Below are 22,095 nucleotides of genomic sequence, written 5' to 3'. Positions count from 1 at the left end.
CTATTCAAAGGGGGAAATTGCCATGCCATTGCACGTAGCGCACAGCCTGGGTGAGGTGTCGGCGGCTGACTGGGACGCGTTGTTGCCCGTCGACCAACCTTTCCTGCGCCATGCCTTCCTCAGCGCCTTGGAAGACAGCGGCAGCCTGGGCAAGCACTCCGGCTGGCGCCCCGAACACCTGCTGCACATCGAAGACGGCCAGCTGATTGCCGCGATGCCGGCGTACCGCAAATGGCACTCCTACGGCGAATACGTGTTCGACCACGGCTGGGCCGACGCCTGTCGTCGCGCGGGTATCGACTATTACCCCAAACTGCTGTGCGCCGTGCCGTTCAGCCCGGTCAGCGGCCCGCGTTTGCTGGGCGATGGACTGGCGTTGTTGCAGGCGTTGCCGGGTTATGTGGAGGCGGAGCAGTTGTCCGGGGCACACATCAACTTCACCGAACCGGACCTGGACGCCCTGGTGGCACAAGAGCCCGGTTGGCTGGAGCGTTTGGGTTGCCAGTATCATTGGCATAACCGCGGCTACCGTGATTTCCAGGACTTCCTCGACAGCCTGGCGTCACGCAAGCGCAAGCAGATGCGCAAGGAACGCGAGCAAGTCGCGGCCCAGGGCTTCGAGTTTGACTGGCGCGAGGGCCGCACCCTGACCGATGCCGAGTGGGATTTTGTCTACGCCTGCTACGCCAACACCTACGCGGTGCGCCGCCAGTCACCGTACCTGACGCGGGAATTCTTCAGCCTGCTGGCCGAGCGCATGCCCGAGGCCATTCGCGTGGTGTTTGCACGCCAAGGCGGCCGGGCGGTGGCCATGGCGTTCAGCCTGGTGGGCGGCGACAGTTTCTATGGCCGCTATTGGGGCTGCCTGGCGGAGTTCGACCGACTGCACTTCGAGACCTGTTTCTATCAGGGCATGGATTACGCCATTGCCAATGGCATCCAGCGCTTTGACGCCGGTGCCCAGGGTGAGCACAAATTGATTCGCGGTTTCGAGCCGGTGATTACCCGGTCGTGGCATTACCTGAGCCACCCTGGGCTTAAGAACGCGGTGGCGGAATTTCTGCACGAAGAGCGGGCCGGTGTGCGGGCGTATGCCGAAGAGGCGAAGGCTGCACTGCCCTATCGCCAGTCCGATGGCGTGAACCCCACCCTGTAGGCGCTGCGGGGCGGCCATCCGGTGGCAGGCTGCGAAAAGGTTCGCAGGACGTTCGGCGGTGCCATATCGATCGCGGGCACGCTGTGCGCGCCATCGCAGCCTGGCGGCAGGTGCTACGGGGCCAGGTGCAGCTCAATCGATACCCACGAATCCACCCGTCTGGTGATGCCACAGGCGGGCATACAATCCCTGATGCGCCAGCAGCTCCCTGTGGTTGCCCAGCTCTACGATGCGGCCTTTTTCCAGCACTACCAGCCGGTCCATCTTGGCGATGGTGGACAGGCGGTGGGCGATGGCGATCACGGTCTTGCCCTGCATCAGGGTTTCCAGGCTTTCCTGAATCGCCGCCTCCACCTCGGAGTCCAGCGCCGAGGTGGCTTCGTCCATGATCAGGATAGGCGCGTTCTTGAGCAGCACCCGGGCGATGGCGATGCGCTGGCGCTGGCCGCCGGACAGCTTCACCCCGCGCTCACCCACGTGGGCGTCCAGGCCCATGCGGCCTTGGGCGTCGGACAGGTGCGGGATGAACTCGTCGGCGCGGGCCTTGACCACTGCATCCCAGAGCTGCGCTTCGCTGGCGCCGGGGCGCCCGTACAGCAGGTTTTCACGGATGGAGCGGTGCAGCAGCGAGGTGTCCTGAGTGATCATGCCGATCTGCGCGCGCAGGCTTTCCTGGCTGACGTGGGCAATGTCCTGGCCGTCGATGAGGATGCGCCCGCCGGGCAGGTCATACAGGCGCAGCAGCAGGTTCACCAAGGTCGATTTGCCGGCACCGGACGGGCCGATGAGGCCGATTTTCTCGCCGGGGCGGATGTCCAGTGTCAGGCTTTCGATGATCTTGCTGCCCTTGCCGTAGTGGAAGTCGACATTGTCGAAACGCACCGCACCACGGTCCACCTTGAGTGTCGGCGCGCTTTTCACGTCGGTGACGCTGACCGGCTGGGCAATGGTTTGCAGGCCGTCCTGGACCATGCCGATGTTCTCGAAGATACCGTTCACCACCCACATGATCCAGCCGGACATGTTGACGATGCGGATCACCAGCCCCGTGGCCAGGGCGATGGCGCCCACCGAAATCAATGACTGGGTCCACAGCCACAGCGCCAGGCCCGTGGTGCCGACAATCAGCAAGCCGTTGAGGGTGGTGATGGCGACGTCCATGCTGGTGATGACGCGGCTGGCGAGCTGGGATTTCTCGGTTTGCTCGGTAATGGCTTCGCGGGCGTAACGCTGTTCCATATTAGTGTGGGCGAACAGCTTCAAGGTGGCGATGTTGGTGTAGCCATCGACGATGCGGCCCATGAGCTTGGAGCCGGCGTCGGAGGAGATCACCGAGCGCTCCTTCACCCGAGGCACGAAGTAGTACAGGGCAATGATGTAGGCGACGATCCAGCTGATCAGCGGGATCATCAGCCGCCAGTCGGCTTCGGCAAACAGGATCAGGGAACTGACCGCGTAGATCAGTACGTGCCAGAGCGCGTCCACCGCCTGCACGGCCGAGTCGCGCAGGGCGTTGCCGGTCTGCATGATGCGTTGGGCGATGCGCCCGGCAAAGTCGCTCTGGAAGAAATTCAGGCTCTGTTTGAGCACGTAGTTGTGGTTCTGCCAGCGGATCATGCTGGTCATGCCGGGGCTGATGGTCTGGTGCACCAGCAGGTCGTGCAGGCCGACGAAAATCGGTCGCAACACCAGGGCCACCACAGCCATCCATGCCAGTTCACCGGCATGTTCGCTGAAGAAGTGCACGTTGGGCGTGCCCTGGGCCAGGTCGATGATGCGGCTGAGGTAGCTGAACAGCGCCACCTCGATCAGCGCCCCGACCAACCCCACCACCAACAGCGCGGCGAAGCTGGGCCAGACCTGGCGCAGGTAATACACATAGAAGGCCAGCACCCGAGTGGGCGGCGCCTCGGTGGGCGCGTCACGGAAGATATCGATCCATTTTTCGAAACGACGGTAAAGCATGGGACGAAAACTCCTGCGTAGGGCCTGGCCTTCCAGGCATCAGTCGATGCGTTTGGCCGACTTGATCAGAATCGGGTCGGCAGGCACGTCCTGCATGCCGCCTTTGCTGGTGGTCTGCACGTGAACGATCTGGTCTACCACGTCCATGCCGCTGACCACCTTGCCGAACACGGCGTAGCCGAAGTCGCGGTTGCCGTGGTCGAGCATGGCGTTGTCGTTGACGTTGATGAAGAACTGGCTGGTGGCCGAGTTGATGTCGCTGGTGCGCGCCATCGACAGGGTGCCGCGCACGTTCTTCAGGCCGTTTTCAGCTTCGTTCTTGATCGGGTCGCGAGTCGATTTTTCCTGCATCTGCTGGGTGAAGCCACCGCCCTGGACCATGAAGCCAGGAATCACACGGTGGAAAATGGTGTTGTTGTAGAAACCGCTGTCCACGTAGGCCAGGAAGTTCTTGCTGCTGATCGGGGCCTTGACCATGTCCAGTTCGATTTCGACTTTGCCAAAGCTGGTATCCATCAGCACGTGCGGGTGCTGGGCGTCGGCGGCCATCAAGTGGCTGGCGAACATCAGGGAGCAGGCGGCGAGGGCGATTTTTTTCAGCATGGGACTCTTGGATCCTTGGGGGTTGCGGACACGCTGGCGAGGAAGTCCTGGAGTGTCCGGTTGAAGTGTTCGGGTTGGTCTAGCGGCGTAGCGTGCCGCGAATTGGTGATTACCGCCAGTTTTGCCTGCGGAATCAGTTTTACGTACTGCTCCTTGAGTGACACGGGGGTGTAGTCGTGATCGGCGCTGATGATCAGTGTGGGACAGCGAATCTGCCCGATGCGTTCCTGCACGCCCCAGCCGACAATGGCGTTGAAGCTGGCGATGTAGGCGCGTTTGTCGTTTCGCGCCCAGCGCTCGCTGATCTTGCGCCGCAGTTCGGCCTGTTCGGGCAGCGGGAACAGCGACTTGCCCAGGCCCTTGCCGATGGCGCCCATACTCACCAGGTGCATCAGGCTCCAGCGCTTGAACCATTGCCAGTAGTCGTCGGGTTTGCGCACCTTGACCTCGGGGGTGCTGTTGACGATGGTCAGGCTCTTGAGCAGGGTAGGGTGGTCCACGGCCAGCTGGAAGCCGGTCATGCCGCCCATGGACAGGCCCACGTAATGCACACGGCCGGTGCCAAGGCGTTCGAGCAGGGCTGCCAGGTCGGCGGCGAAGCCTTCGATACTGTAGCGCTCGCGAGGCTTTTCGGAGCGGCCATGGCCACGCAGGTCAACCACGATCAGGCGGTAATGAGGCGCCAGCGCCGGTATCTGGTATTCCCAGTCCTGGGCGCTGGAACCCAGGCCGTGGACCAGTAGCAGGGGTTCGCCCTGGCCGTACTCTTCGTAGTGCAACGCGCATCCGTCATGTTCGAAAAAGGCCATGGGCGACTGTCCTGTCAGGCTTGTTGAGGGGCGGCGAAGGGCGCATCCAGGGGCGCGGTGTCGAACTGGCGCAGCAACTCGACGAGAATCTGCGTGGCCGGCCCCAGGGGTTTGTCCTTGTTGGAGTAAAGGTAGAACACCGGGTGGCGGCTGCCGCCCTGTTCCAGCACCAGCGGCTTGAGCACACCTTCGCCCAGTTCGCGTTCGATCAGGTGGCGTGGCAGCCAGGCGAAGCCCAGGCCGGAGCCGACGAAGGTGGCGGCGGTGGCCAGGCTGCCGACCGTCCAGCGTTGTTCGGCGCCCAGCCAGCCCACGTCGCGGGGCTGATGACGGCCGCTGTCGCGGATCACCACCTGCAGTTGGCTTTCCAGGTCCTGGAAGCTCAGCTCACGGTTGAGGCGGTGCAGGGCGTGGTCCGGGTGGGCCACGGCGACGAATTCCACCGGGCTCATCTCGGTGCCCAGGTAGCCGGGAATGCTATAGCTGCTGATGGCCAGGTCGGCCACACCTTCAGTCAATACTTCATCCACCCCCGACAATACCTCTTCACGCAAGCGCACCCGGCAACCGCGGCTTTGCGGCATGAATGCGGTCAGCGCGCGCACCAGGCGGGCGTTGGGGTAGGCGGCGTCTACTACCAGGCGCACTTCGGCTTCCCAGCCTTGCTCCATGTGGTGGGCCAGGTCTTCCAGTTGGCTGGCGTTTTTCACCAACTGCCGCGAACGGCGCAACAGCACGCCACCGGCTTCGGTGAGCACCGCTTTGCGGCCGTCGATGCGCAGCAACGGCACGCCCAGTTGGTCCTGCATGCGCGCCACGGTGTAGCTGACCGACGACTGGGAACGGTGCAGGGCTTCGGCGGCCTGGGCGAAACCGCCATGGTCGACGACGGCCTGCAGGGTTCGCCACTGATCCAGGGTAACGCGGGGCGCTTTCATCATCGACTCCTGATGTCCTAAGCTGACAGTTCCCTCTTGGAGACTGCCGAATGAAAAGTTGCTGTGCGCTCTTGCTGACGCTGTTGCCGTTGTGTGCCTTTGCCTACCCCATAGCCGTGGAAAAGCATGTGGCGGGCACTGATATCTCCTACACCACCGATGACACCGCCGGTGACATGGGTTCCATTACCCTGAGCAACGACGGCCCGCAGGCCGCCGAGTGCACGGTGGTGTTCCGCAATGGCCCGGAGTCGCCGCGCACGCGCAGGGTCACGGTCGAACCCGGAAAGTCCGTCAGTACCCTGCAACGCTTCAATCGCGACATTCTCACGCTGCGGTTGAAACTGACCTGCACACCGGTGTAAGCACCTGTTGAAGAGTAGAGGAATGGCTTTATAAATCAACTTAATTGATGGGTTGTAGCTGTTTTTTACGCTTTTTTATCAACTATCCATTGCCTACCATGGCCTCCATCGAATCACCGCGCCTTGATGGAGGCCATGCCCATGTCCCGCGTACAGATCATTGAAAGCAGCGCCCGCAAAGACGGTTCCATCTCGCGTCTGCTGACCGCGCAGTTCATTGCCCAGTGGCAGGCGGCGCACCCGGCCGACGATATCAGCGTGCGTGATCTGGCCCTTGAGCCGGTGCCGCACCTGGATGCAGACCTGCTGGGCGGCTGGATGAAGCCTTATGCCCAGCGCAACGCCGAAGAAGTGCAGGCCCTGGCCCGCTCCAACGCCTTGACCGACGAAGTGCTGGCCGCCGACGTAATGGTGTTGGCCGCGCCCATGTACAACTTTGCCATTCCCAGTACCCTCAAGGCCTGGCTCGACCACGTGCTGCGCGCCGGGTTGACCTTCAAGTACACCGATACCGGCCCCCAGGGCCTGCTGACCGGCAAGCGCGCCATCGTGCTCACCGCCCGTGGCGGTATCTACGCCGGCAGCAGCGCTGACCATCAGGAACCCTACCTGCGTCAGGTGCTGGCATTCATCGGCATTCACGACGTGCAGTTCATTCATGCCGAGGGCATGAATCTGGGCGGTGACTTCAGCGAGAAAGGCCTGAACCAGGCCAAGGCGTTGCTCAGCCAGGTGGCCTGACCTATCGAATTGATCGCTCCTTTTTATGCACTTCCCGCTCCTTGGTGCTTCAACCCGGCCGTGCTCCGCGCGTGCCGGGTTTTTTTATGCGCAAACAACCCATGTGGTCTCACCGCGTTGGTGGGAGCTATAGGTTGCTCCAAGGGAGCTGATTGATTAAGGTCGCGGCCTTACGCAAGGGGCACCCATGGGCTATCTACTTCTCGTCACACTGATTCAAGCATTCTCCTTCAACCTTATCGGCGTTTACCTGGCCGGCCACGTGGACAGTTATTTCGCCGTGGTGGCGCGGGTGATCATCGCCGGGCTGGTGTTCATTCCGTTGACCCGCTGGCGTGGCGTGGCGCCAGGTTTTATTCGATCCATGCTGCTGATCGGCGCGCTGCAGTTCGGCGTCACTTACGTGTGCCTGTACCTGAGCTTCCGCGTGCTGACGGTGCCGGAGGTGCTGTTGTTTACCATCCTCACGCCCTTGCACGTGACCTTGATCGAGGACGCCCTCAACCGGCGATTCAACGCCTGGGCGCTGCTGGCCGCGCTGGTGGCCGTGGCGGGGGCTGCGATCATTCGTTTCGACCGGGTGAACCCGGATTTCTTCATGGGCTTCGTGCTGTTGCAACTGGCCAACTTCACCTACGCCGCCGGGCAGGTGCTGTACAAGCGCCTGGTGGCTCGATACCCCAGCGACGAGCCGCAATACCGTCGCTTCGGTTACTTCTTCGTGGGTGCGCTGCTGGTGGCGTTGCCGGCCTTCCTGGCGTTCGGCAACCCGCAGCACCTGCCGCAAACGCCGGTTCAGTGGGGCGTGCTGGTGTTCCTTGGCCTGGTGGCCACGGCATTGGGCATGTATGCCTGGAACAAGGGTGCCAGCCAGGTCAGCGGCGGTACGCTGGCGGTGATGAATAACCTGCATATCCCCACCGGGTTGCTGATGAACCTGCTGATCTGGAACCAGAGTGAACCGCTGGGGCGTCTGGCCCTGGGGGCGCTGGTGATCCTGGCGTCGCTGTGGATCAGCCGCCGCGGCGCGGTTGCCGTTCGCTAGTTGTGGCAGAATCGCCGAGCCGGGCCAGCAAGGCCCGCAACGTGGCGTGTGTCTGCGGGGGCGTGAGAATGGACAAGGTCGACAAGCAGATCATCGCGGCATTGAAAGAAGACGCCAGGCTGAGCCTGGCGCAGTTGTCGCGCCAGGTGCACAAGTCACGCACGGCTGTGGAGGCGCGCGTGCAGAAACTGGTCGACAGCGGCGTCATCCTTGGCTTCACCATCAACGTGGCCGAGGAGGACCGGGGCCATCAGAGTGCCTTCCTGATGCTGCAACTGGTGGGCAATAACTGCCACCTGGTGTTTCCGCAGATCCAGGGCCACGCCGAAATCGTGCATGCTTATTCGCTGTTCGGCGACACCGACATGCTGCTACAAGTGAGTTATCACACCTTTGAAGAGTTGATGGCGCTCAAGGACCGCATTCTGGCCCTTGAGCATGTTCGCGAAGTGATCATCAACCCCGTGCTCACCGCCTGGCGCTGAGGTCAGGCGGCGGCCCGTTCCAGGAAGTGGTGACGCAGCCCGGGCATGGTCTCTCGCAGCGCCCCCACCAGCTCTTCCAGCACCTGCCGGTTGAAATCCAGGGGCGTGTCGTGATGCCCGAGCACTACCGCCACCAGGCGCGATGAAGCGTCGGTCAGGCGGAAGTCATGCGCGTCGGCGTCGGTCTTGCCGATGCACGCCAGCAGTGAATCGGCGCAGGTGTATACCAGGTCGCCAGCCGGCACCGCCGCGTCCTTCTTGGCAAACAACGGGCGAAACTTCATGGGTTCATGGGCGCGGAATACGTGGATGTCTTCTACCTGTTCATAGGTGTGCACACCGATGCTGACGCCATGGCGGATGGCGATGGCGTTGTAGGCATCCACCACGTTGTTGATGGACCGTATGCCCTTGGAGACGAAGGCCTTGAGCAGTTTCTCGTTGGCGGCGACGGTGTTCGGGTAACCCATTTCCTCCATCTGGCGGGCAAAGCCCTGGTAGACCGGGTTCTGCGCCAGGTCGCCCAGGTGCGAGGCTACCTGGTTGAGGTTGCGGGTCAGCAAGGGCACGAAGCTGCTGTCGTTGTTGATCTCGATGCCGTCAATCACCACGGCGCAGGCATTGCCTGCACCGACGGCGGCGGCGCATGGGTTGATGACGAGGCGGGCAGTCATGGGATTCTCACTGGTTCCATAGCAAGGTGCGGATCTGTTCGGCGTTGCGGTCAAGCTGGTGTGCGTCGTCGTGGCTAAGCCAGAACAGTCCCGGGCAGGTGGCGAAGTCGATGGTGGCGGGTACCTCGCTGCCTGGGCTGACGAAATAACGGTGGCCGCCATAGCCGGGCACCTTGCCGGCAGACACCATGCGCTCGTAGCCGGGGCCGTCGAAGGTGGCCTGGCGGGTGGCCCAGAAGAAGCCGATGCGGCCGTGATGGGTCTGGCGCGAGTAGCCTGGGCCCGAAGGAGCGGGGCGGCCCAGGTAGCTGTCAATGGCCAGCGACAGCAAGTCGGGCTGGTACACCTGTTGGAACAGCCGCGGCGCGATGCCGCCGTGCAGGCGTGCGCCGGCCTCGATCATCACCGGCCCGTCGGCCGACCAGATGATCTCCATGTGCAGTGGCCCCACATTGACGTCCAAGGCGGCAGCGGCCTTCCGGGCATAGTCCAGCAGCGGTGCCAGATCCGTGGCGGCCGGGTCCAGGGTGTCGAGGCTGTCGTACACAAAGGGGCTGCCGTTGCGCTTGATCTTGGTGTACCTGCACACCGACGCCACATGATAAGTGCCGTTGAAGGCCACCAGGTCGACCACGTATTCCGGGCCGCTGATGAACGGCTGCAACACAAAACCAAGGTTGGTTTCGCCCAAGTCGTTTTTCTGCTGCCATCGCGCACTGTCCAGGGCCTGGGCCACGCCCGAGCGACCGGTGGCAAATACCACGCCCTGGGTGGCGGCGGAATTGATTGGCTTGACCACGTACTGGCCCGTGTCATTCACGGCCTCCAGCACGGTCAGGATCTGCTCTGGCTGGGTGACCTGACGCGTATTGATATGGGGTAGAGCGCGCCGCTCCAGTGCCTGTTGCATGGTGTATTTGTTGCGCCGCGCATCACTGGTGGCCGGGCTGTTGCCGCGCAACCCCAGGTGGTCGGTCAGGCGGTCGGTGAGGTGAATGGCGGTTTCGCAGCCAGCGATGACCGCCAGCACCCCCAGGGCGTCCAGGGTCTCCACCACCTCGGGGCTCCAGGCCAGCACCTGGGTGAAATGCTCGGGCACCAGGTCCTGGGTGAAATGCAGGGGCAGGTCGGGCCGGGAAATGATGGCGATGCAGTTCAGGCCACGGGCATGGAGCAGCGGCGCGTAAAGCTTGCCGGTGGAGAACGGGTCGACGATGACGATATGGTTCATGGGCTCGGTTTCCTACTTGGCCGTTACAACGGTGCGCTGGTCAGGCCAGAGCGTGCGCAGCAGTACGGCGCCGCCAAGCAGAAGGGCGGAGGCGACCATCAGGGCGCGCGCACCTTCGAAACCCAGCAGGGCGTTGGTGGTGAACAGGGTCAGCAGCATGGGCGCGGCACCACTGACCAGCAGGTAGTACAGCGAGCTTTTCGCCGCGATGACATCGGCCGTGCGTGCGTCCGGCGCGGCGTCGATCAACTGGCGGCGCAACTGGATACGCAGGCTGTTGATGCAGAAGCCCAGCACGAAGGCCGCGGCGATCATCAGCCACTCATTGGCGAAATAGACGATGGCCACATCGGCCACGACGATCAGCGCCACGGCGGCATAACTGCCCAACCGCACCCGTGGCAATACCGCTGCGCAAAAGGCACCCAGCCCGGCCAGGCCGCTGGCGGTGCCAAACAGTGTGGCGTTCCAGCCATTGAGTTTCTGAAAGACGACGGGCACCAGGCTATTGAAGGCGCCGATATGGAACCCGATCATGCTCAGCACCACGATCAGCAGGTACAGCTGGCTGCCAAGGGTGGGCGCGTCTGCCTGGGCAGCAGCGGGGTGGGGCGTTTCGCTGACCTCGGCGGGCGTGCTGGCCAACAGGGCAATGGCGCCCAGCGAGACGATGGCGGCGATGGCGATGATCTGCAGGGTGTGATTGACCGCAAACCGGTCGACGATCAAGCCGCCCAGCAGCGCGCCGCCAAAGGCGCCAATCTGGATGGAGGTTTGCATCAGGCGCGCCGAGGTGTCGCTGTTGGTGTGCCCGGCAAGCACCAGCTTGGTGTTCTTCGACTCCAGGGTGCTGATGGTGAAGTAGTCGGTAACGCCCACCAGGAACGCGATGCCCAGGAAGCCGATCGGCATCAGTGAAACCTGGGTAAACGACAGGCCCAGGATGGCGATGAACACCGCGAGGCGAATGTACAGCAGCCGTTTCATGCTCATTTCGACCACGAAATAACGGCCCAGGTATTGCTCCAAAGCGTAAGGCACTACTGTGGCGATACACAGCGTGGCGCCCACCAGGAAGGTAGAGCCGGTGGTCTGCAGCCCAAACCACACCATGGCGATGACGATGGCCATGTCCAGGCCGGTGAACAGGGTGACGATGCTGTAGAACGCCGGTAGCGTGGTTTTAGCGTGATTCATGGGTTTCACCGTGACGAATGATGCGCAGCAGGGGCGTGCAGTGCTCGGCCGTCGGTATGACGGTGCTCAAGCGCTTGCCCACGCGAACCGTGGGCAGTCCTCTTTTTTCCAGGTTGCACAGGGGGTAGCCGTTGTCATGCCAGGGGCAGATCACCCGCTGCCCGTCTTCCGCGGCCTGGCCCATGTGCAGCGGGCCGCCCCGGTGGGGGCACAGGGTGGGCAGCAGGTAGGTTGACTGGGCCTGGCGGTTGAGGAAGTAGGTCTTGCCGCCCACGGCCAGGTATGGCGTATGGTCGGCGTCCAGAGTGACTGATTTCACGGGCAGGCCTCTCAGAGCGCGGTAACGGTGTAGGTGCAGGACGGGCTGGTGACGTGTGTGCCGTGGAGCATGCCCTTGGGAATGATGACGCCTTCCCCGGCCCCCAGCTTGAGCGCCAGTTGGGGGCTGACCACGAAGTCCAGCTCACCGCTTTCCACCCAGAACAACTCGGTATTGGCGTGGCAGTGCAGTACCGAGACTTCACCCAGGGGTTCGGTAAAACGTGCGTCGGCGGGCTTGCTGCCATGCAGCATGGAGGCGCGCGCGCGGCAGGCATCCAACTCGTCGTGCCATTTGATGTGGGCGTAGAGTTCTTCGTCGGCCAGGTCCTGCAATAGCCGGAACTCCTCGAAACCGCGAATCAGGTCGGGAATCACCTGCGGGCCGTACTGGCGGATCAGGGGAATGATCAGGCGTTCCAGGGCCATGCGCCCGTGGTGCACATCGATGTGCTGGTGTTCGTCGAAGTATTCGGTGGATACCGAGTCGCCGAAAATGTCCTTCAATGCCCGCGACTGGTGACCGGTGGTCAGCGCCAGCGACGCCTCGGTGTAATACATGGCACCGATGTAGCGGAAGAATTCGCCGTGGTTGGCCGACACGTAGTGAAAATAGTTGGTCAGCGACAGCGAGCTTGCGGTGTAGAACTGCCAGTAGTGGTGTACCTGGCTGCTCAGCCCGGCCTGGTCCAGCAACGTCTCGAAAATGCTGCTGTGCTTCTTCTTGTCGATGCCGTAGCCGTATTCGTCGATGAGTATCTTGAACAGTTCGCTGGTGTGCGGGCCGGCGTTGCCCAGCACGTTGCGGGCCATGGCCGAGGCTTCGCTGAGGAAGTCGCCGGCGCACTGGATCAGGAAGAATCGCGCGGCGCGCTGCGGGTCGCGGCTGCCGGTCAGTACCTCGTGCAGCCGGGACGGCCCCTGGCCCACGTCCTCAAGCACCTTGTCGGTGTGGGCGATGAACGACTCCTCGCACCAGGGGCCGTTGATGTGCACTTCATTCTTCAGCCAGCCGTAGGTGTAATGTTCCAGCAGCGGCCGCACCTGCTTGCCAAGGGCCATGTTGGCTGGGTCGTAAAAGCCCTTGAACGCCTTCATGTCCAGGCGCTGGGGTGGCTTGGGCAGGAACACCAGGTCCTGCTCGTAGATGTTCAGCAACAGCCGCTGGGCCAGCAGGTGCTCGGGGCTGGCCAGGCCATCGCTGGCCAGCGGCGTGGCCAACTGCGCCGGATCGATATCCTGCGGCCGCGACGGCCGCTGGTAGGGGTGGGTGGTGTAGAACGAGCGCGGTTGGCCGAAGGCCGGAGCGCTGCTGAATTGCAGCAGCGCCTGGATTTCATCGTCGCGCAGCGTGTCGACAATCTGGCTGGAGGATTGGGTTGTCCCTAACATCATTGGCGCCTATGGTTCGGAGAACGATGGGCATGAATGCTATTAGCAGGGACGGGGCCCTGGGCAGTTGCAAAAAAAACCTTCGGCTAGTGAAAATTACTAAAGCGCGGGGCGGCTGTGCTCGGTGGCGATGCCTCGCTTTCCTGCCAGCCCCACCCGCATGTCCGCGCCACTGGGTTGTTGGTACAACCCCAGGCCAAACTCCGGCAGCACCGCCAGCAGATAATCGAACACATCCCCCTGAATTCGCTCGTACTCCGCCCACACCGTGGTGCGGGTGAAACAGTAGATTTCCAGTGGCACGCCCTGGCCGTCGGTTTCCATCTGGCGGACCATTCAGGTCATGTTCGGCTGGATGTCGGGGTGGCTTTTCAGGTAAGCCAGGGCGAAGGCGCGGAAGGTGCCCAGGTTGGTCAGGCGCCGGTGGTTGGCCGCGAGGTCAGCCACGTCGCCCTGGGCCTGGTTCCAACTGGCCACTTCGGCCTGCTTGCGGCCCACGTAGGCGGTGAGCAGGTGGACCTGGGCCAGGTGTCGCTGTTCGTCATCGCTGAGGAAACGCACGCCGCTGGCGTCGATGTGCAGGCTGCGCTTGATGCGTCGGCCACCCGACTGCTGCATGCCACGCCAGTTCTTAAACGACTCGGACATCAGCCGCCAGGTGGGGATGCTGACGATGGTCTTGTCGAAATTCTGTACTTTCACCGTGTGCAGGGTGATGTCCACCACGTCGCCATCGGCGCCTACCTGGGGCATTTCGATCCAGTCGCCCACGCGCAGCATGTCGTTGCTGGTCAACTGCACGCTGGCCACGAACGACAGCAGGGTGTCCTTGTACACCAGCAAAATGACCGCCGACATGGCGCCCAGCCCCGACAGCAGCAACAGTGGCGAGCGGTCGATCAGGGTGGCGACAATGATGATGGCGGCGAAGATGTACAGGATCATCTTCGCCAGTTGCACGTAACCCTTGATGGAGCGGGTGCGGGCGTGTTCGGTACGCGCGTAGATGTCCAGCAGGGCGTTGAGCAGCGCGCCCAGGGCCAGCACCAGAAACAGGATGCTCACCGCCAGGGCCAGGTTGCCGATGAAATGCGCGACCTTGTCGCCCAGGGCAGGCACCAGCGCCAGGCCGAACTGGATCACCAACGAGGGCACCATTTGCGCCAGGCGGTGAAACACCTTGTTGTGCAGGAAGTCTTCCAGCCAGTGCAAGGCCGGCTGGCGGCCCAGCAGGCGCACGGCGTACAGCAGTACCTGGCGCGCCACGCGCCCCAGCACCACGGCGATGCCCAGCAACAGCACCAGGCCGAGGCTGGCGTTCAGCTGCGGGTGTTGATCCAGCGACCCCCATAGGGCCTGGGCCTGAAGCCAAATGTTGTGAATGTCCATGGGTTGCGGCCAGTGTCCAATAGCGGATGGACTGACCATTAGAGCCCATTGGCACGAAAAAATCGCAATAAGTACGTAACCGCACGTAAAGAAAGTCGGCTAATTTGCGCGCAAACCGTTACGCTATGCAGTTGAATTTATGTACTTCGCCGAGGTAACACCCGTGTTTTCCCAATTCCCCTTGCATGAACGCCTGCTCAAAGCCGTGGCCGAGCTGAATTTTGTCGAGCCTACCCCGGTGCAGGTAGCGGCTATCCCGCTGGCAGTGCAAGGGCGTGACCTGCGAGTGACGGCGCAGACCGGCAGCGGCAAGACCGCAGCCTTCGTGCTGCCGATCCTCAACCGCCTGATCGGCCCGGCCAAGGTGCGCGTGGAAATTCGCGCGGTGATCCTGCTGCCAACCCGCGAGCTGGCCCAGCAGACCCTGAAGGAAGTGGAGCGCTTCTCGCAGTTCACCTTCATCAAGTCCGGCCTGATCACCGGCGGTGAAGACTTCAAGGTGCAGGCCGCCATGCTGCGCAAGGTGCCGGACATCCTCATCGGTACCCCGGGCCGTCTGCTGGAACACCTCAATGCCGGCAACCTGGACCTGAGCAAGGTCGAAGTGCTGGTGCTGGACGAAGCCGACCGCATGCTGGACATGGGCTTCTCCGAGGACGTCACGCGCCTGAGCGAGGAGTGCAAGGACCGCGCCCAGACCCTGCTGTTCTCCGCCACCACCGGCGGCGCCGGCCTGCGCGACATGATGAGCAAAGTGCTGAAAGACCCTGAGCACCTGCTGATCAACAACGTCAGCCAATTGGCCGAGGGCACCCGTCAGCAGATCGTTACCGCTGACCATAACGTGCACAAGGAACAGATCCTCAACTGGCTGCTGGCCAACGAGACTTACCAGAAGGCGATCATCTTCACCAACACCCGCGCCATGGCCGACCGTATCTACGGCCGCCTGGTGGCTCAGGAATACAAGGCGTTCGTGCTGCACGGCGACAAGGACCAGAAGGACCGCAAGCTGGCCATCGACCGCCTGAAGCAGGGTGGCGTGAAGATTCTGGTGGCCACCGATGTCGCCGCCCGCGGCCTGGACGTGGATGGCCTGGACCTGGTGATCAACTTTGACATGCCACGCAGCGGCGATGACTACGTACACCGTATCGGCCGCACGGGCCGCGCCGGTAACGAGGGCCTGGCGGTGTCGCTGATCTGCCACGGCGACTGGAACCTGATGTCGAGCATCGAGCGCTACCTGAAGCAGAAGTTCGAGCGCCGGGTGATCAAGGAAGTCAAAGGCACCTACGGTGGCCCCAAGAAGGTCAAGGCTTCGGGCAAGGCCGTGGGCGTGAAGAAGAAAAAGACCGACCCCAAGAAGGGCGACAAGAAAACCGCCGCCAAGGGCCCGACCAAGCGCAAGACGGTCAACAAGCCCAAGGCCGACCAACTGGTGAGCGCTGACGGCATGGCGCCGCTCAAGCGTCGCAAGCCGGCCGCTGACGCAGAATAACGCGCCCTGTAGGAGCGGACCGGGTCGCACAGATACGGATTCAGGAGCCGGCTTTCTTGCCGGCTTCATCCAGCTCCTGCAAGCGCTTGTCTATCAGCTGGCATTTGTCCGGCAAGTCCTTGCTGGCGGTGTCCAGCTGCATGCCCTGCAACTCATCGTTGATTTCCTTGGCCTTCTGCGGGTTCTGCTGAGTGATTTTCGCCACTTCCCGGGCCAGTTGCTCACGCTTGGCCGTGGCTTCTTCCGGCGTGCAGGCCAGGGCGTTCACGCTGAGCAGTACCGCCAGCACGCCCGTTACGCTCAATAAGGTCTTCATGCTCAAGCCTCCCATGGGTTTTCGGTGGAGCCTGCGCGCGCCGTGAAAGTTCAGCGTGAACGGCTGCGCGGCTGGCGGGTCACAACCTGTGTAAGCCCTTTCACTTGGTTGGAGGTTGCTCAGGATGACAACGTATAACTGGGATTTGATCGAACGCTTGCTCCACGAGGTGCAGAACGGCGCCGGGCACAGCTTTACCCCGCGGCCCTACGCCGAGCAGCTCGCGGCGCAGAAGGCCAGCGAAGGCGAGGCGGCCGGTGACCTGGACCATTTGAAGGCGGTGGCCGGGGAGTATGAGCAATTGCTGCTGCAACGCGGCTATATCGCCCCCCGGCCGGAAGACGAGGGCGGCAATGGCGAAAACTTCGTGCTGACGCCCCGGGGTTCCAGCCTGCTGAGCCTGATCGACAGCAGCATCCCTGGCCATGACCACCCCCGCCAGGTGCTGGACGATCAGGAAGACGGGCTGTTGCCGGAAACCTTCGACGAGGTGGCCGGCAAGGCTCAGATTGCCGGTGGCTCGGTGTGAGACGTGCGGTTATCGGGCATTCGTCGGGCAGTGGATGAAATTCGACCCGTCTGAGACCTTTTGCCGCACTTTAGCCGGTGCGCGTGATGGCAATCAGGACTATGATCTGCTTGAGACGACGAAAACATTGACCTGTCGCTCAGGTTTACCCTAAGGGGGGCTCTATGAACCGCACTCTGTACAACTGGCTCCATGACCTTGGCGTTGCCCTGGGCCTGATCCCGCCGCCATTGCAGCCGATCCCGATTCCCACCGAAGACAACGACCGCCGTCGCCAGCCGCGCCGCTGATCGCAGCCGCTGCCGCGAGGCAGCGGCCTGATGTCAATCGAACAGTTCCCGAGGGATGTCATGCTTGAGCATCAGCGTGCACTGCTGGCTCTCGGGGTCGAAGACAATGAAGGCCTGGGCCTTGGCCAGCGCATGGCGTACCCGCTCCACACGCGTGGTTAGCGGCGTTTCGTCGCCGTTATCGGTACCGTCGCGGGTGACAAAATCTTCAATCAGCAATGTCAGGGTTTCTGGCGACAATTGGTCGTGGGGAATCAGCATGGACGTTCTCGCAATAAGTCCCGCATTGTAACTGCTGCCGCCAGGCGCCGTCAGATTGCATTGGGCTCGAAACTGTCAGCCCGGGCCATGGCCCACATGCGCTGGTAGAACTCGCCACTCACTTCCCCGCTCAACAGTTCACCGGGCTTGAGAAACACGTGCAATTGCGAAAACAGCTTTACTTCGGTGGCCGACATACGTCGCACCAAGTGCTTGGCCTGTAGCTGCGAGGGGTGGTCCAGCCCCGCTGCCGCCAGCATCTCGGCCAGGGCCTTGAGGGTGTTGTGGTGGAAGTTGAACACCCGGTTGGCCTTATCCGGCACCACCAGGGCGCGTTGGCGCAGTAGGTCCTGGGTGGCCACGCCGGTGGGGCATTTGTTGGTATGGCAGCTCTGGGACTGAATGCAGCCGATGGCAAACATGAAGCCGCGCGCCGAGTTGGCCCAGTCGGCGCCGATAGCCAGCACGCTGGCGATGTCGAAGGCGCTGACAATCTTGCCGCTGGCGCCCAGCTTGATCTTGTCCCGCAGGTTCACCCCCACCAAGGTGTTGTGCACAAACAGCAGGCCTTCGCGCATGGGCGTGCCCATGTGGTCGGTGAATTCCACGGGCGCGGCGCCCGTGCCGCCCTCCTTGCCGTCGACCACAATGAAATCCGGCAGGATGCCGGTTTCCAGCATGGCCTTGGCGATGCCCATGAACTCCCATGGGTGGCCCATGCAGAACTTGAACCCCACCGGCTTGCCGCCGGACAGTTCACGCAGTTGTTGAATGAAATGCATCATCTCCAGCGGCGTGGCAAACGCCGAATGCCGTGACGGCGACACGCAGTCCTCGCCCATCATCACGCCCCGGGTGTCAGCGATTTCACGGGTGACCTTGTGCTTGGGCAGGATGCCGCCATGGCCGGGCTTGGCGCCCTGGCTCATCTTGATTTCGATCATGCGCACTTGCGGCTCGCGGGCCTGGGTGGCGAATTTTTCCGGGTCGAACAGGCCGCTGCTGGTACGGCAGCCGAAGTAGCCGCTGCCCAGCTCCCAGGTCAGGTCGCCGCCATGTTCGCGGTGGTAGGGGCTGATGCTGCCCTCGCCGGTGTCATGGGCGAAATTGCCGAGCTTGGCGCCCTGGTTCAGCGCGCGGATGGCGTTGGCGCTCAGGGCGCCGAAGCTCATGGCCGAGATGTTGAACAGCGACGCCGAGTAGGGCTGGGTGCATTGCGGGCCACCAATGATCACCCGGAAACTGGCCGGGTCACTGAGGGGTGCCGGGCGCATGGAGTGGCCGATGAATTCGAACCCTGGCTCGTACACGTCGATCAAGGTGCCGAAGGGCTTGTCGGCGCTTTCGTTCTTGGCCCGCGAGTACACCAGCGAGCGCTGGGCGCGCGAGAAGGGCAGGGCGTCGCTGTCGGATTCCAGCAGGTATTGGCGAATCTCCGGGCGTATGCCCTCCACCAGATAGCGAATGTTACCCAGGATGGGGTAGTTGCGCCGCACTGCGTGGGGTGTCTGAAGCAGGTCGAAGATGCCGATCAGGCTCAGCACGGCACCGGTGAACGCGAAGGGCCACAACCAGTCATGGTGCATGAACGGCATGCAGGCGAGGGTGAACAGTACACAGGCGGCAAAGAACGCGTAACGGCTCAGCAGCGACAGGCTCATGCAATATCCCCGGGTGACCAGCAACAAGTCAGGCTCAGGCGTTCTGGGCCTGCAGGAATATGGAAAATAGCTCGGATTGCGACTTGATGCCTAGCTTGCTGTACATGTGTTTTTTGTGAACCTTGACGGTTTCCACCGAAATATCCAGCTTGCGCGCGATCTCCTTGCTCGAACAGCCGCTGAGCATCAGGCGCCCCACGTCCAGTTCGCGGGCGGTCAATTGTGCGCCCTTGAGCTGTTGCACCGAGGCCTCCAACTGGCTGCGCCAGTCACTGCTGGTGTTGCCCGTGGCGACCACGGGCGCGCTGCTGTCCTCGAACGTCAGGCGCTGGCGCAACAGGGCCAGCACCCAAGGTTGAATCAGTGACAGCAGGGCGATCTGCCGGGCCGAGAAACGTTGGGTGCTGCCCAAAGACAGGCACAGGGTGCGGTCGGCGTCGACGCGGCAATTGAACTGGATTTCGTCCGCCACCACGTTCAGGCGGAAGTAGCGCTGGTAGTATTCGGTCAGCTCGAAGTGTTCCGGCGCCACTTCGGCCAGGCGATACAAGCCGTCCGGCATGGGCTCGCGGCTGGCGATGTAGAACGGGTCCAGCAGGTACAGGCCCTTGAGGTAGTCCTGAAACAACTGGTCGGGGCTGCCGTCCTCGCCGGGGCACTCGGCGAACACCAGCGGCCGCTGGTTGCTGCTGAAGAGCAGGGCCACCCAGCTGTCGAACGGAACGTATTGGTCCAGCAGGCGCACCAGGCGCGTCCAGAAATTGGCCTGGTCAAGGCCCTCGATCAATTGCCCCACGGCCCGGTGCCAGGCCACGTCGTCCAACGAAAGACTCATGCAACTACCCCTATCGGGTTACCCCGGCTGCGTAATTCCCCTGACGGGGGTGTGCTGCGCATACTCGTTTCTTGTGGGAGCTGGCAAGCCAGCTCCCACAGTCAGTCTATTAACAAGGAGAACCCATGAAGGTCGAACTTGCCCAACTGGCGGGAAAGGACAACGCCACCGCGTATAACCTTGAACGCGCCCTGGCGGCCATTGCCGCGTGCGCCGAGGATACGCGCCTGCTGGTGTTTCCGGAAACCCACTTGATGGGCTTCCCGTCCGCACAGACCGTGGCGTCCGTGGCCGAACCCCTGGACGGTGCCACCGTGCGCGCCATCGAGCAGGCGGCCCGCGAGCGCGATATTGCCGTGGTCATCGGCGTGGCAGAGAACCACCTGGGGCACTTCTACAACACCACGTTGCTGATTACCCCCGAAGGCATTGCCTTGAAGTATCGCAAGACCCACCTGTGGGCCTCGGACCGTGGCGTGTTCAGCGCCGGTGACCGCTACGCCACCGCCCTGTGGCAGGGCGTGCGCGTGGGCCTGCTGATTTGCTATGACATCGAATTCCCCGAGAGTGCCCGCGCCCTGGCGCAACTGGGTGCCGAATTGCTCATCGTCACCAACGGCAACATGGACCCCTACGGCCCCACCCACCGCACCGCCATCATGGCCCGCGCCCAGGAAAACCAGGCCTTTGCGTTAATGGTCAACCGCGTGGGCGCCGGCGACGGCGGCCTGGTGTTCGCCGGTGGCAGCGCCCTGGTGGACCCGTTCGGCTCCCTGCTGCAGGAGGCCGGTCGCGATGAGTGCCAGTTCAGTGTGGAACTGGACCTTGAGCAGCTGCAGGCCGCCCGCAAGGACTATCGCTACCTGGACGACCAGCGTCTGCGCCTGCCGGGCGAGGTGATTGAACACGCCAGCGGCCTGCGGGAGCTGATCATCCCTCGCTGATTTTCATTTGGCGCGCGAGCCCGCAGAGGCCCGCCGCCACCCTGTTTTTTGCCGACCTCGGTTCTGCCATAAAATCTAATAATCGCGGAGTAGTCGCATATGGCTCGTTTGCAACGCACCCTTTCCCTGGGGTCGGTGGTGCTGTTCGGCATCGCCTACATGACGCCGATCATCGTTCTGGGAACCTTTGGGATCCTCGCTCAATCCACCGCCGGCATGGTGCCGGCCGCCTACCTGGCGGCGCTGGTGGCCATGTTCTTCACCGCCATGAGCTATGGGCGCATGGCGGCCGCCTTCCCGGTGGCCGGCTCGGCCTACAGCTACGTACGCAAGGCCATCAGCCCCAAGCTGGGCTTCCTGGCCGGCTGGGCGGTGCTGCTGGATTACCTGTTCCTGCCCATGGCCATCTGGCTGATCGGCGCGGCCTACCTGGGCTCGGCGTTCCCTGCCGTGCCGCAATGGGTGTGGGTGCTCCTGTTCATTGGCATTACCAGCTTGATCAACTGCGTGGGCCTGAAGCTGGCCAACACGGTCAATTCGCTGTTGATGCTGGTGCAGGGTTTGGTGCTGGTAGCCTTCGTGGTGCTGGCCATTCACTACATCGGTGGCGACGCCAGCCAGTCGATGTGGTCGATAGCCCCATTCTTCAACGCCGACATGCACGTGCCAATGATCATGAGCGGCGCGGCCATTGCCTGTTACTCGTTCCTGGGCTTTGACGCGGTCAGCACCCTCACCGAGGAAACCCGCGACCCGCGCCGCACCATTCCGAGGGCGATCATGCTCATCACGCTGATTGGCGGGCTGGTCTTCGTGGCGGTGTCGTACTTCGTGCAAGTGGCGCATCCGGCCTTTGTGTTCGACAACGTCGATTCGGCCGCCTACGAGATTGCCCGCAACATTGGCGGTGACCTGTTCGTGTCGATCTTCCTGATCGGCTTGATCGTTGGCCAGTTCGCTTCGGGCCTGTCGGCCCAGGCCAGCGGTTCGCGCCTGCTGTTCGCCATGGGCCGCGATGGCGTGCTGCCAAAAAGCTTTTTCGCCGCACTCAACCAGCGATTCGGCACACCCATCAACAGCATCCTGCTGTGCGGCGTGGTGGCCCTGCTGGCCCTGAAGATGGACGTCACCACCTCCACCTCGTTCATCAACTTCGGTGCGTTCCTGGCCTTCAGCCTGGTGAACCTGTCGGTGATTTTTCACTACTGGATCAACGGTGAAAAACGCGGGCCGCAGGAGTTCCTGCTGTTTCTGTTGTGCCCCTTGATCGGCCTGTTGGCGGACCTGTGGTTGATGGTCAGCCTTGATCACCTGGCGATTGTCCTGGGCGTGAGCTGGCTGGCGGTGGGTTGCGTGTACCTGCTGGTGCTCACCGGCGGCCTGCGCCGCCAGCCGCCGGAAATGGATTTCCAGGAAGCCGCCTGACGCGCGCCGCACGGATGCTGGCGCG

General features: G+C 62.7%; 23 protein-coding genes and 1 pseudogene. 10 read left to right on the top strand and 14 right to left on the bottom strand.

Translation table 11 applies throughout. The annotated features are described in order from the left end of the window. Positions 1–22 precede the first annotated feature (22 nt). On the top strand, positions 23–1,156 hold the full coding sequence (locus PMM47T1_RS20365) for a GNAT family N-acetyltransferase (RefSeq protein ID WP_008372465.1): 1,134 nt from the start codon (positions 23–25) through the stop codon (positions 1,154–1,156). A 132-nt stretch (positions 1,157–1,288) separates the two neighbouring features. On the opposite strand, the gene PMM47T1_RS20360 is transcribed toward PMM47T1_RS20365, so the two are convergent. Genes PMM47T1_RS20360 through PMM47T1_RS20345 form a run of 4 tightly spaced genes read right to left on the bottom strand, consistent with a single transcriptional unit; the run spans position 1,289 to position 5,471 of the window. Then, the gene (locus PMM47T1_RS20360; protein WP_008372463.1) at positions 1,289–3,121 is read right to left on the bottom strand and encodes an ABC transporter ATP-binding protein; all 1,833 of its coding nucleotides are present in this window, start codon (positions 3,119–3,121) and stop codon (positions 1,289–1,291) included. Positions 3,122–3,160: 39 nt separating this feature from the next. Next, positions 3,161–3,724, bottom strand: a complete 564-nt coding sequence (locus tag PMM47T1_RS20355) for a peptidylprolyl isomerase A (protein ID WP_008372460.1) — start codon at positions 3,722–3,724, stop codon at positions 3,161–3,163. Then, a complete protein-coding gene (locus PMM47T1_RS20350) occupies positions 3,718–4,533 on the bottom strand; it encodes an alpha/beta fold hydrolase (protein WP_008372458.1) in 816 nt (271 codons plus the stop codon). The genes PMM47T1_RS20355 and PMM47T1_RS20350 overlap by 7 nt, the downstream gene beginning before the upstream one ends. Before the next feature lie 14 nt (positions 4,534–4,547). After that, a complete protein-coding gene (locus PMM47T1_RS20345) occupies positions 4,548–5,471 on the bottom strand; it encodes a LysR family transcriptional regulator (protein ID WP_008372456.1) in 924 nt (307 codons plus the stop codon). 50 nt (positions 5,472–5,521) lie between these two features. Between PMM47T1_RS20345 and PMM47T1_RS20340 the strand changes: the two genes are divergently transcribed. From PMM47T1_RS20340 to PMM47T1_RS20325, 4 genes are all read left to right on the top strand, one after another. Further along, positions 5,522–5,836, top strand: coding sequence for a 3-phosphoglycerate kinase (locus PMM47T1_RS20340; protein ID WP_008372454.1), 315 nt, complete (start codon positions 5,522–5,524; stop codon positions 5,834–5,836). 141 nt (positions 5,837–5,977) lie between these two features. Then, complete coding sequence (locus PMM47T1_RS20335; RefSeq protein WP_008372452.1) at positions 5,978–6,577, top strand: FMN-dependent NADH-azoreductase; 600 nt, start codon at positions 5,978–5,980, stop codon at positions 6,575–6,577. A gap of 187 nt (positions 6,578–6,764) precedes the next feature. Continuing rightward, positions 6,765–7,622 carry a carboxylate/amino acid/amine transporter gene (locus PMM47T1_RS20330; protein WP_008372450.1) on the top strand — a complete coding sequence of 286 codons (858 nt, stop codon included), beginning with the start codon at positions 6,765–6,767 and terminating at the stop codon, positions 7,620–7,622. Between the two features lie 68 nt (positions 7,623–7,690). Continuing rightward, on the top strand, positions 7,691–8,107 hold the full coding sequence (locus tag PMM47T1_RS20325) for an Lrp/AsnC family transcriptional regulator (protein ID WP_008372448.1): 417 nt from the start codon (positions 7,691–7,693) through the stop codon (positions 8,105–8,107). A 2-nt stretch (positions 8,108–8,109) separates the two neighbouring features. Here the strand turns inward: PMM47T1_RS20325 and PMM47T1_RS20320 are convergent, their stop codons facing one another. The 6 genes and pseudogenes from PMM47T1_RS20320 to PMM47T1_RS20295 all read right to left on the bottom strand — a co-directional run bounded on the left by PMM47T1_RS20320 (position 8,110) and on the right by PMM47T1_RS20295 (position 14,308). Beyond that, entirely contained in the window at positions 8,110–8,781 is a 672-nt protein-coding gene (locus PMM47T1_RS20320) for a phenylalanine--tRNA ligase beta subunit-related protein (protein ID WP_008372447.1), read from the bottom strand. A 7-nt stretch (positions 8,782–8,788) separates the two neighbouring features. Beyond that, the gene (locus PMM47T1_RS20315; protein WP_008372446.1) at positions 8,789–10,012 is read right to left on the bottom strand and encodes an ATP-grasp domain-containing protein; all 1,224 of its coding nucleotides are present in this window, start codon (positions 10,010–10,012) and stop codon (positions 8,789–8,791) included. A 12-nt stretch (positions 10,013–10,024) separates the two neighbouring features. Then, positions 10,025–11,209: a hypothetical protein gene (locus tag PMM47T1_RS20310; RefSeq protein ID WP_008372443.1), complete on the bottom strand. Its 1,185-nt coding sequence runs from the start codon at positions 11,207–11,209 to the stop codon at positions 10,025–10,027. After that, positions 11,196–11,528: a Rieske (2Fe-2S) protein gene (locus PMM47T1_RS20305; protein WP_008372440.1), complete on the bottom strand. Its 333-nt coding sequence runs from the start codon at positions 11,526–11,528 to the stop codon at positions 11,196–11,198. The genes PMM47T1_RS20310 and PMM47T1_RS20305 overlap by 14 nt, the downstream gene beginning before the upstream one ends. 11 nt (positions 11,529–11,539) lie before the next feature. Beyond that, positions 11,540–12,919: an iron-containing redox enzyme family protein gene (locus PMM47T1_RS20300; protein ID WP_157213057.1), complete on the bottom strand. Its 1,380-nt coding sequence runs from the start codon at positions 12,917–12,919 to the stop codon at positions 11,540–11,542. A gap of 99 nt (positions 12,920–13,018) precedes the next feature. Further along, a pseudogene (locus PMM47T1_RS20295) lies at positions 13,019–14,308 on the bottom strand (mechanosensitive ion channel family protein). Positions 14,309–14,471: 163 nt separating this feature from the next. Between PMM47T1_RS20295 and PMM47T1_RS20290 the strand changes: the two are divergent. Further along, on the top strand, positions 14,472–15,809 hold the full coding sequence (locus PMM47T1_RS20290) for a DEAD/DEAH box helicase (RefSeq protein ID WP_008372431.1): 1,338 nt from the start codon (positions 14,472–14,474) through the stop codon (positions 15,807–15,809). 40 nt (positions 15,810–15,849) lie between these two features. On the opposite strand, the gene PMM47T1_RS20285 is transcribed toward PMM47T1_RS20290, so the two are convergent. Then, positions 15,850–16,125, bottom strand: a complete 276-nt coding sequence (locus tag PMM47T1_RS20285) for a hypothetical protein (RefSeq protein ID WP_008372429.1) — start codon at positions 16,123–16,125, stop codon at positions 15,850–15,852. A 124-nt stretch (positions 16,126–16,249) separates the two neighbouring features. Between PMM47T1_RS20285 and PMM47T1_RS20280 the strand changes: the two genes are divergently transcribed. Both PMM47T1_RS20280 and PMM47T1_RS30615 read left to right on the top strand, forming a co-directional pair. Next, on the top strand, positions 16,250–16,654 hold the full coding sequence (locus PMM47T1_RS20280; RefSeq protein ID WP_008372427.1) for a hypothetical protein: 405 nt from the start codon (positions 16,250–16,252) through the stop codon (positions 16,652–16,654). Between the two features lie 164 nt (positions 16,655–16,818). Continuing rightward, the gene (locus PMM47T1_RS30615) at positions 16,819–16,944 is read left to right on the top strand and encodes a PA1414 family protein (protein ID WP_008372425.1); all 126 of its coding nucleotides are present in this window, start codon (positions 16,819–16,821) and stop codon (positions 16,942–16,944) included. Between the two features lie 33 nt (positions 16,945–16,977). Here the strand turns inward: PMM47T1_RS30615 and PMM47T1_RS20275 are convergent, their stop codons facing one another. The 3 genes from PMM47T1_RS20275 to PMM47T1_RS20265 are packed head-to-tail and all read right to left on the bottom strand — an operon-like array spanning position 16,978 to position 19,701. Then, complete coding sequence (locus PMM47T1_RS20275) at positions 16,978–17,205, bottom strand: YheU family protein (RefSeq protein ID WP_008372423.1); 228 nt, start codon at positions 17,203–17,205, stop codon at positions 16,978–16,980. 50 nt (positions 17,206–17,255) lie between these two features. Next, positions 17,256–18,866 (bottom strand): FMN-binding glutamate synthase family protein, encoded by a 1,611-nt coding sequence (locus tag PMM47T1_RS20270; RefSeq protein ID WP_008372421.1) that lies wholly within the window; start codon positions 18,864–18,866, stop codon positions 17,256–17,258. Positions 18,867–18,900: 34 nt separating this feature from the next. Further along, a complete protein-coding gene (locus tag PMM47T1_RS20265; protein ID WP_008372420.1) occupies positions 18,901–19,701 on the bottom strand; it encodes a helix-turn-helix transcriptional regulator in 801 nt (266 codons plus the stop codon). 125 nt (positions 19,702–19,826) lie between these two features. Here PMM47T1_RS20265 and PMM47T1_RS20260 point away from each other — a divergent pair, with 125 nt between their 5' ends. After that, positions 19,827–20,645, top strand: a complete 819-nt coding sequence (locus PMM47T1_RS20260; protein ID WP_008372419.1) for a carbon-nitrogen hydrolase family protein — start codon at positions 19,827–19,829, stop codon at positions 20,643–20,645. Positions 20,646–20,744: 99 nt separating this feature from the next. Beyond that, entirely contained in the window at positions 20,745–22,070 is a 1,326-nt protein-coding gene (locus tag PMM47T1_RS20255) for an APC family permease (RefSeq protein WP_008372418.1), read from the top strand. The last annotated feature ends 25 nt before the right edge of the window (positions 22,071–22,095 follow it).

Source organism: Pseudomonas sp. M47T1, from assembly GCF_000263855.1.
Lineage (GTDB): Bacteria > Pseudomonadota > Gammaproteobacteria > Pseudomonadales > Pseudomonadaceae > Aquipseudomonas.
Note: the sequence above shows the minus strand (reverse complement) of the source record. Positions and strands in the feature narration are given on the sequence as shown.

Bases quoted from the DNA above. Each gene is read 5' to 3' on its own strand.
- PMM47T1_RS20365 (WP_008372465.1), top strand. From the start codon at position 23: ATGCCATTGCACGTAGCGCACAGCCTGGGTGAGGTGTCGGCGGCTGAC.
- PMM47T1_RS20360 (WP_008372463.1), bottom strand. From the start codon at position 3,121: ATGCTTTACCGTCGTTTCGAAAAATGGATCGATATCTTCCGTGACGCG.
- PMM47T1_RS20355 (WP_008372460.1), bottom strand. From the start codon at position 3,724: ATGCTGAAAAAAATCGCCCTCGCCGCCTGCTCCCTGATGTTCGCCAGC.
- PMM47T1_RS20350 (WP_008372458.1), bottom strand. From the start codon at position 4,533: ATGGCCTTTTTCGAACATGACGGATGCGCGTTGCACTACGAAGAGTAC.
- PMM47T1_RS20345 (WP_008372456.1), bottom strand. From the start codon at position 5,471: ATGAAAGCGCCCCGCGTTACCCTGGATCAGTGGCGAACCCTGCAGGCC.
- PMM47T1_RS20340 (WP_008372454.1), top strand. From the start codon at position 5,522: ATGAAAAGTTGCTGTGCGCTCTTGCTGACGCTGTTGCCGTTGTGTGCC.
- PMM47T1_RS20335 (WP_008372452.1), top strand. From the start codon at position 5,978: ATGTCCCGCGTACAGATCATTGAAAGCAGCGCCCGCAAAGACGGTTCC.
- PMM47T1_RS20330 (WP_008372450.1), top strand. From the start codon at position 6,765: ATGGGCTATCTACTTCTCGTCACACTGATTCAAGCATTCTCCTTCAAC.
- PMM47T1_RS20325 (WP_008372448.1), top strand. From the start codon at position 7,691: ATGGACAAGGTCGACAAGCAGATCATCGCGGCATTGAAAGAAGACGCC.
- PMM47T1_RS20320 (WP_008372447.1), bottom strand. From the start codon at position 8,781: ATGACTGCCCGCCTCGTCATCAACCCATGCGCCGCCGCCGTCGGTGCA.
- PMM47T1_RS20315 (WP_008372446.1), bottom strand. From the start codon at position 10,012: ATGAACCATATCGTCATCGTCGACCCGTTCTCCACCGGCAAGCTTTAC.
- PMM47T1_RS20310 (WP_008372443.1), bottom strand. From the start codon at position 11,209: ATGAATCACGCTAAAACCACGCTACCGGCGTTCTACAGCATCGTCACC.
- PMM47T1_RS20300 (WP_157213057.1), bottom strand. From the start codon at position 12,919: ATGTTAGGGACAACCCAATCCTCCAGCCAGATTGTCGACACGCTGCGC.
- PMM47T1_RS20285 (WP_008372429.1), bottom strand. From the start codon at position 16,125: ATGAAGACCTTATTGAGCGTAACGGGCGTGCTGGCGGTACTGCTCAGC.
- PMM47T1_RS20280 (WP_008372427.1), top strand. From the start codon at position 16,250: ATGACAACGTATAACTGGGATTTGATCGAACGCTTGCTCCACGAGGTG.
- PMM47T1_RS30615 (WP_008372425.1), top strand. From the start codon at position 16,819: ATGAACCGCACTCTGTACAACTGGCTCCATGACCTTGGCGTTGCCCTG.
- PMM47T1_RS20275 (WP_008372423.1), bottom strand. From the start codon at position 17,205: ATGCTGATTCCCCACGACCAATTGTCGCCAGAAACCCTGACATTGCTG.
- PMM47T1_RS20270 (WP_008372421.1), bottom strand. From the start codon at position 18,866: ATGAGCCTGTCGCTGCTGAGCCGTTACGCGTTCTTTGCCGCCTGTGTA.
- PMM47T1_RS20265 (WP_008372420.1), bottom strand. From the start codon at position 19,701: ATGAGTCTTTCGTTGGACGACGTGGCCTGGCACCGGGCCGTGGGGCAA.
- PMM47T1_RS20260 (WP_008372419.1), top strand. From the start codon at position 19,827: ATGAAGGTCGAACTTGCCCAACTGGCGGGAAAGGACAACGCCACCGCG.
- PMM47T1_RS20255 (WP_008372418.1), top strand. From the start codon at position 20,745: ATGGCTCGTTTGCAACGCACCCTTTCCCTGGGGTCGGTGGTGCTGTTC.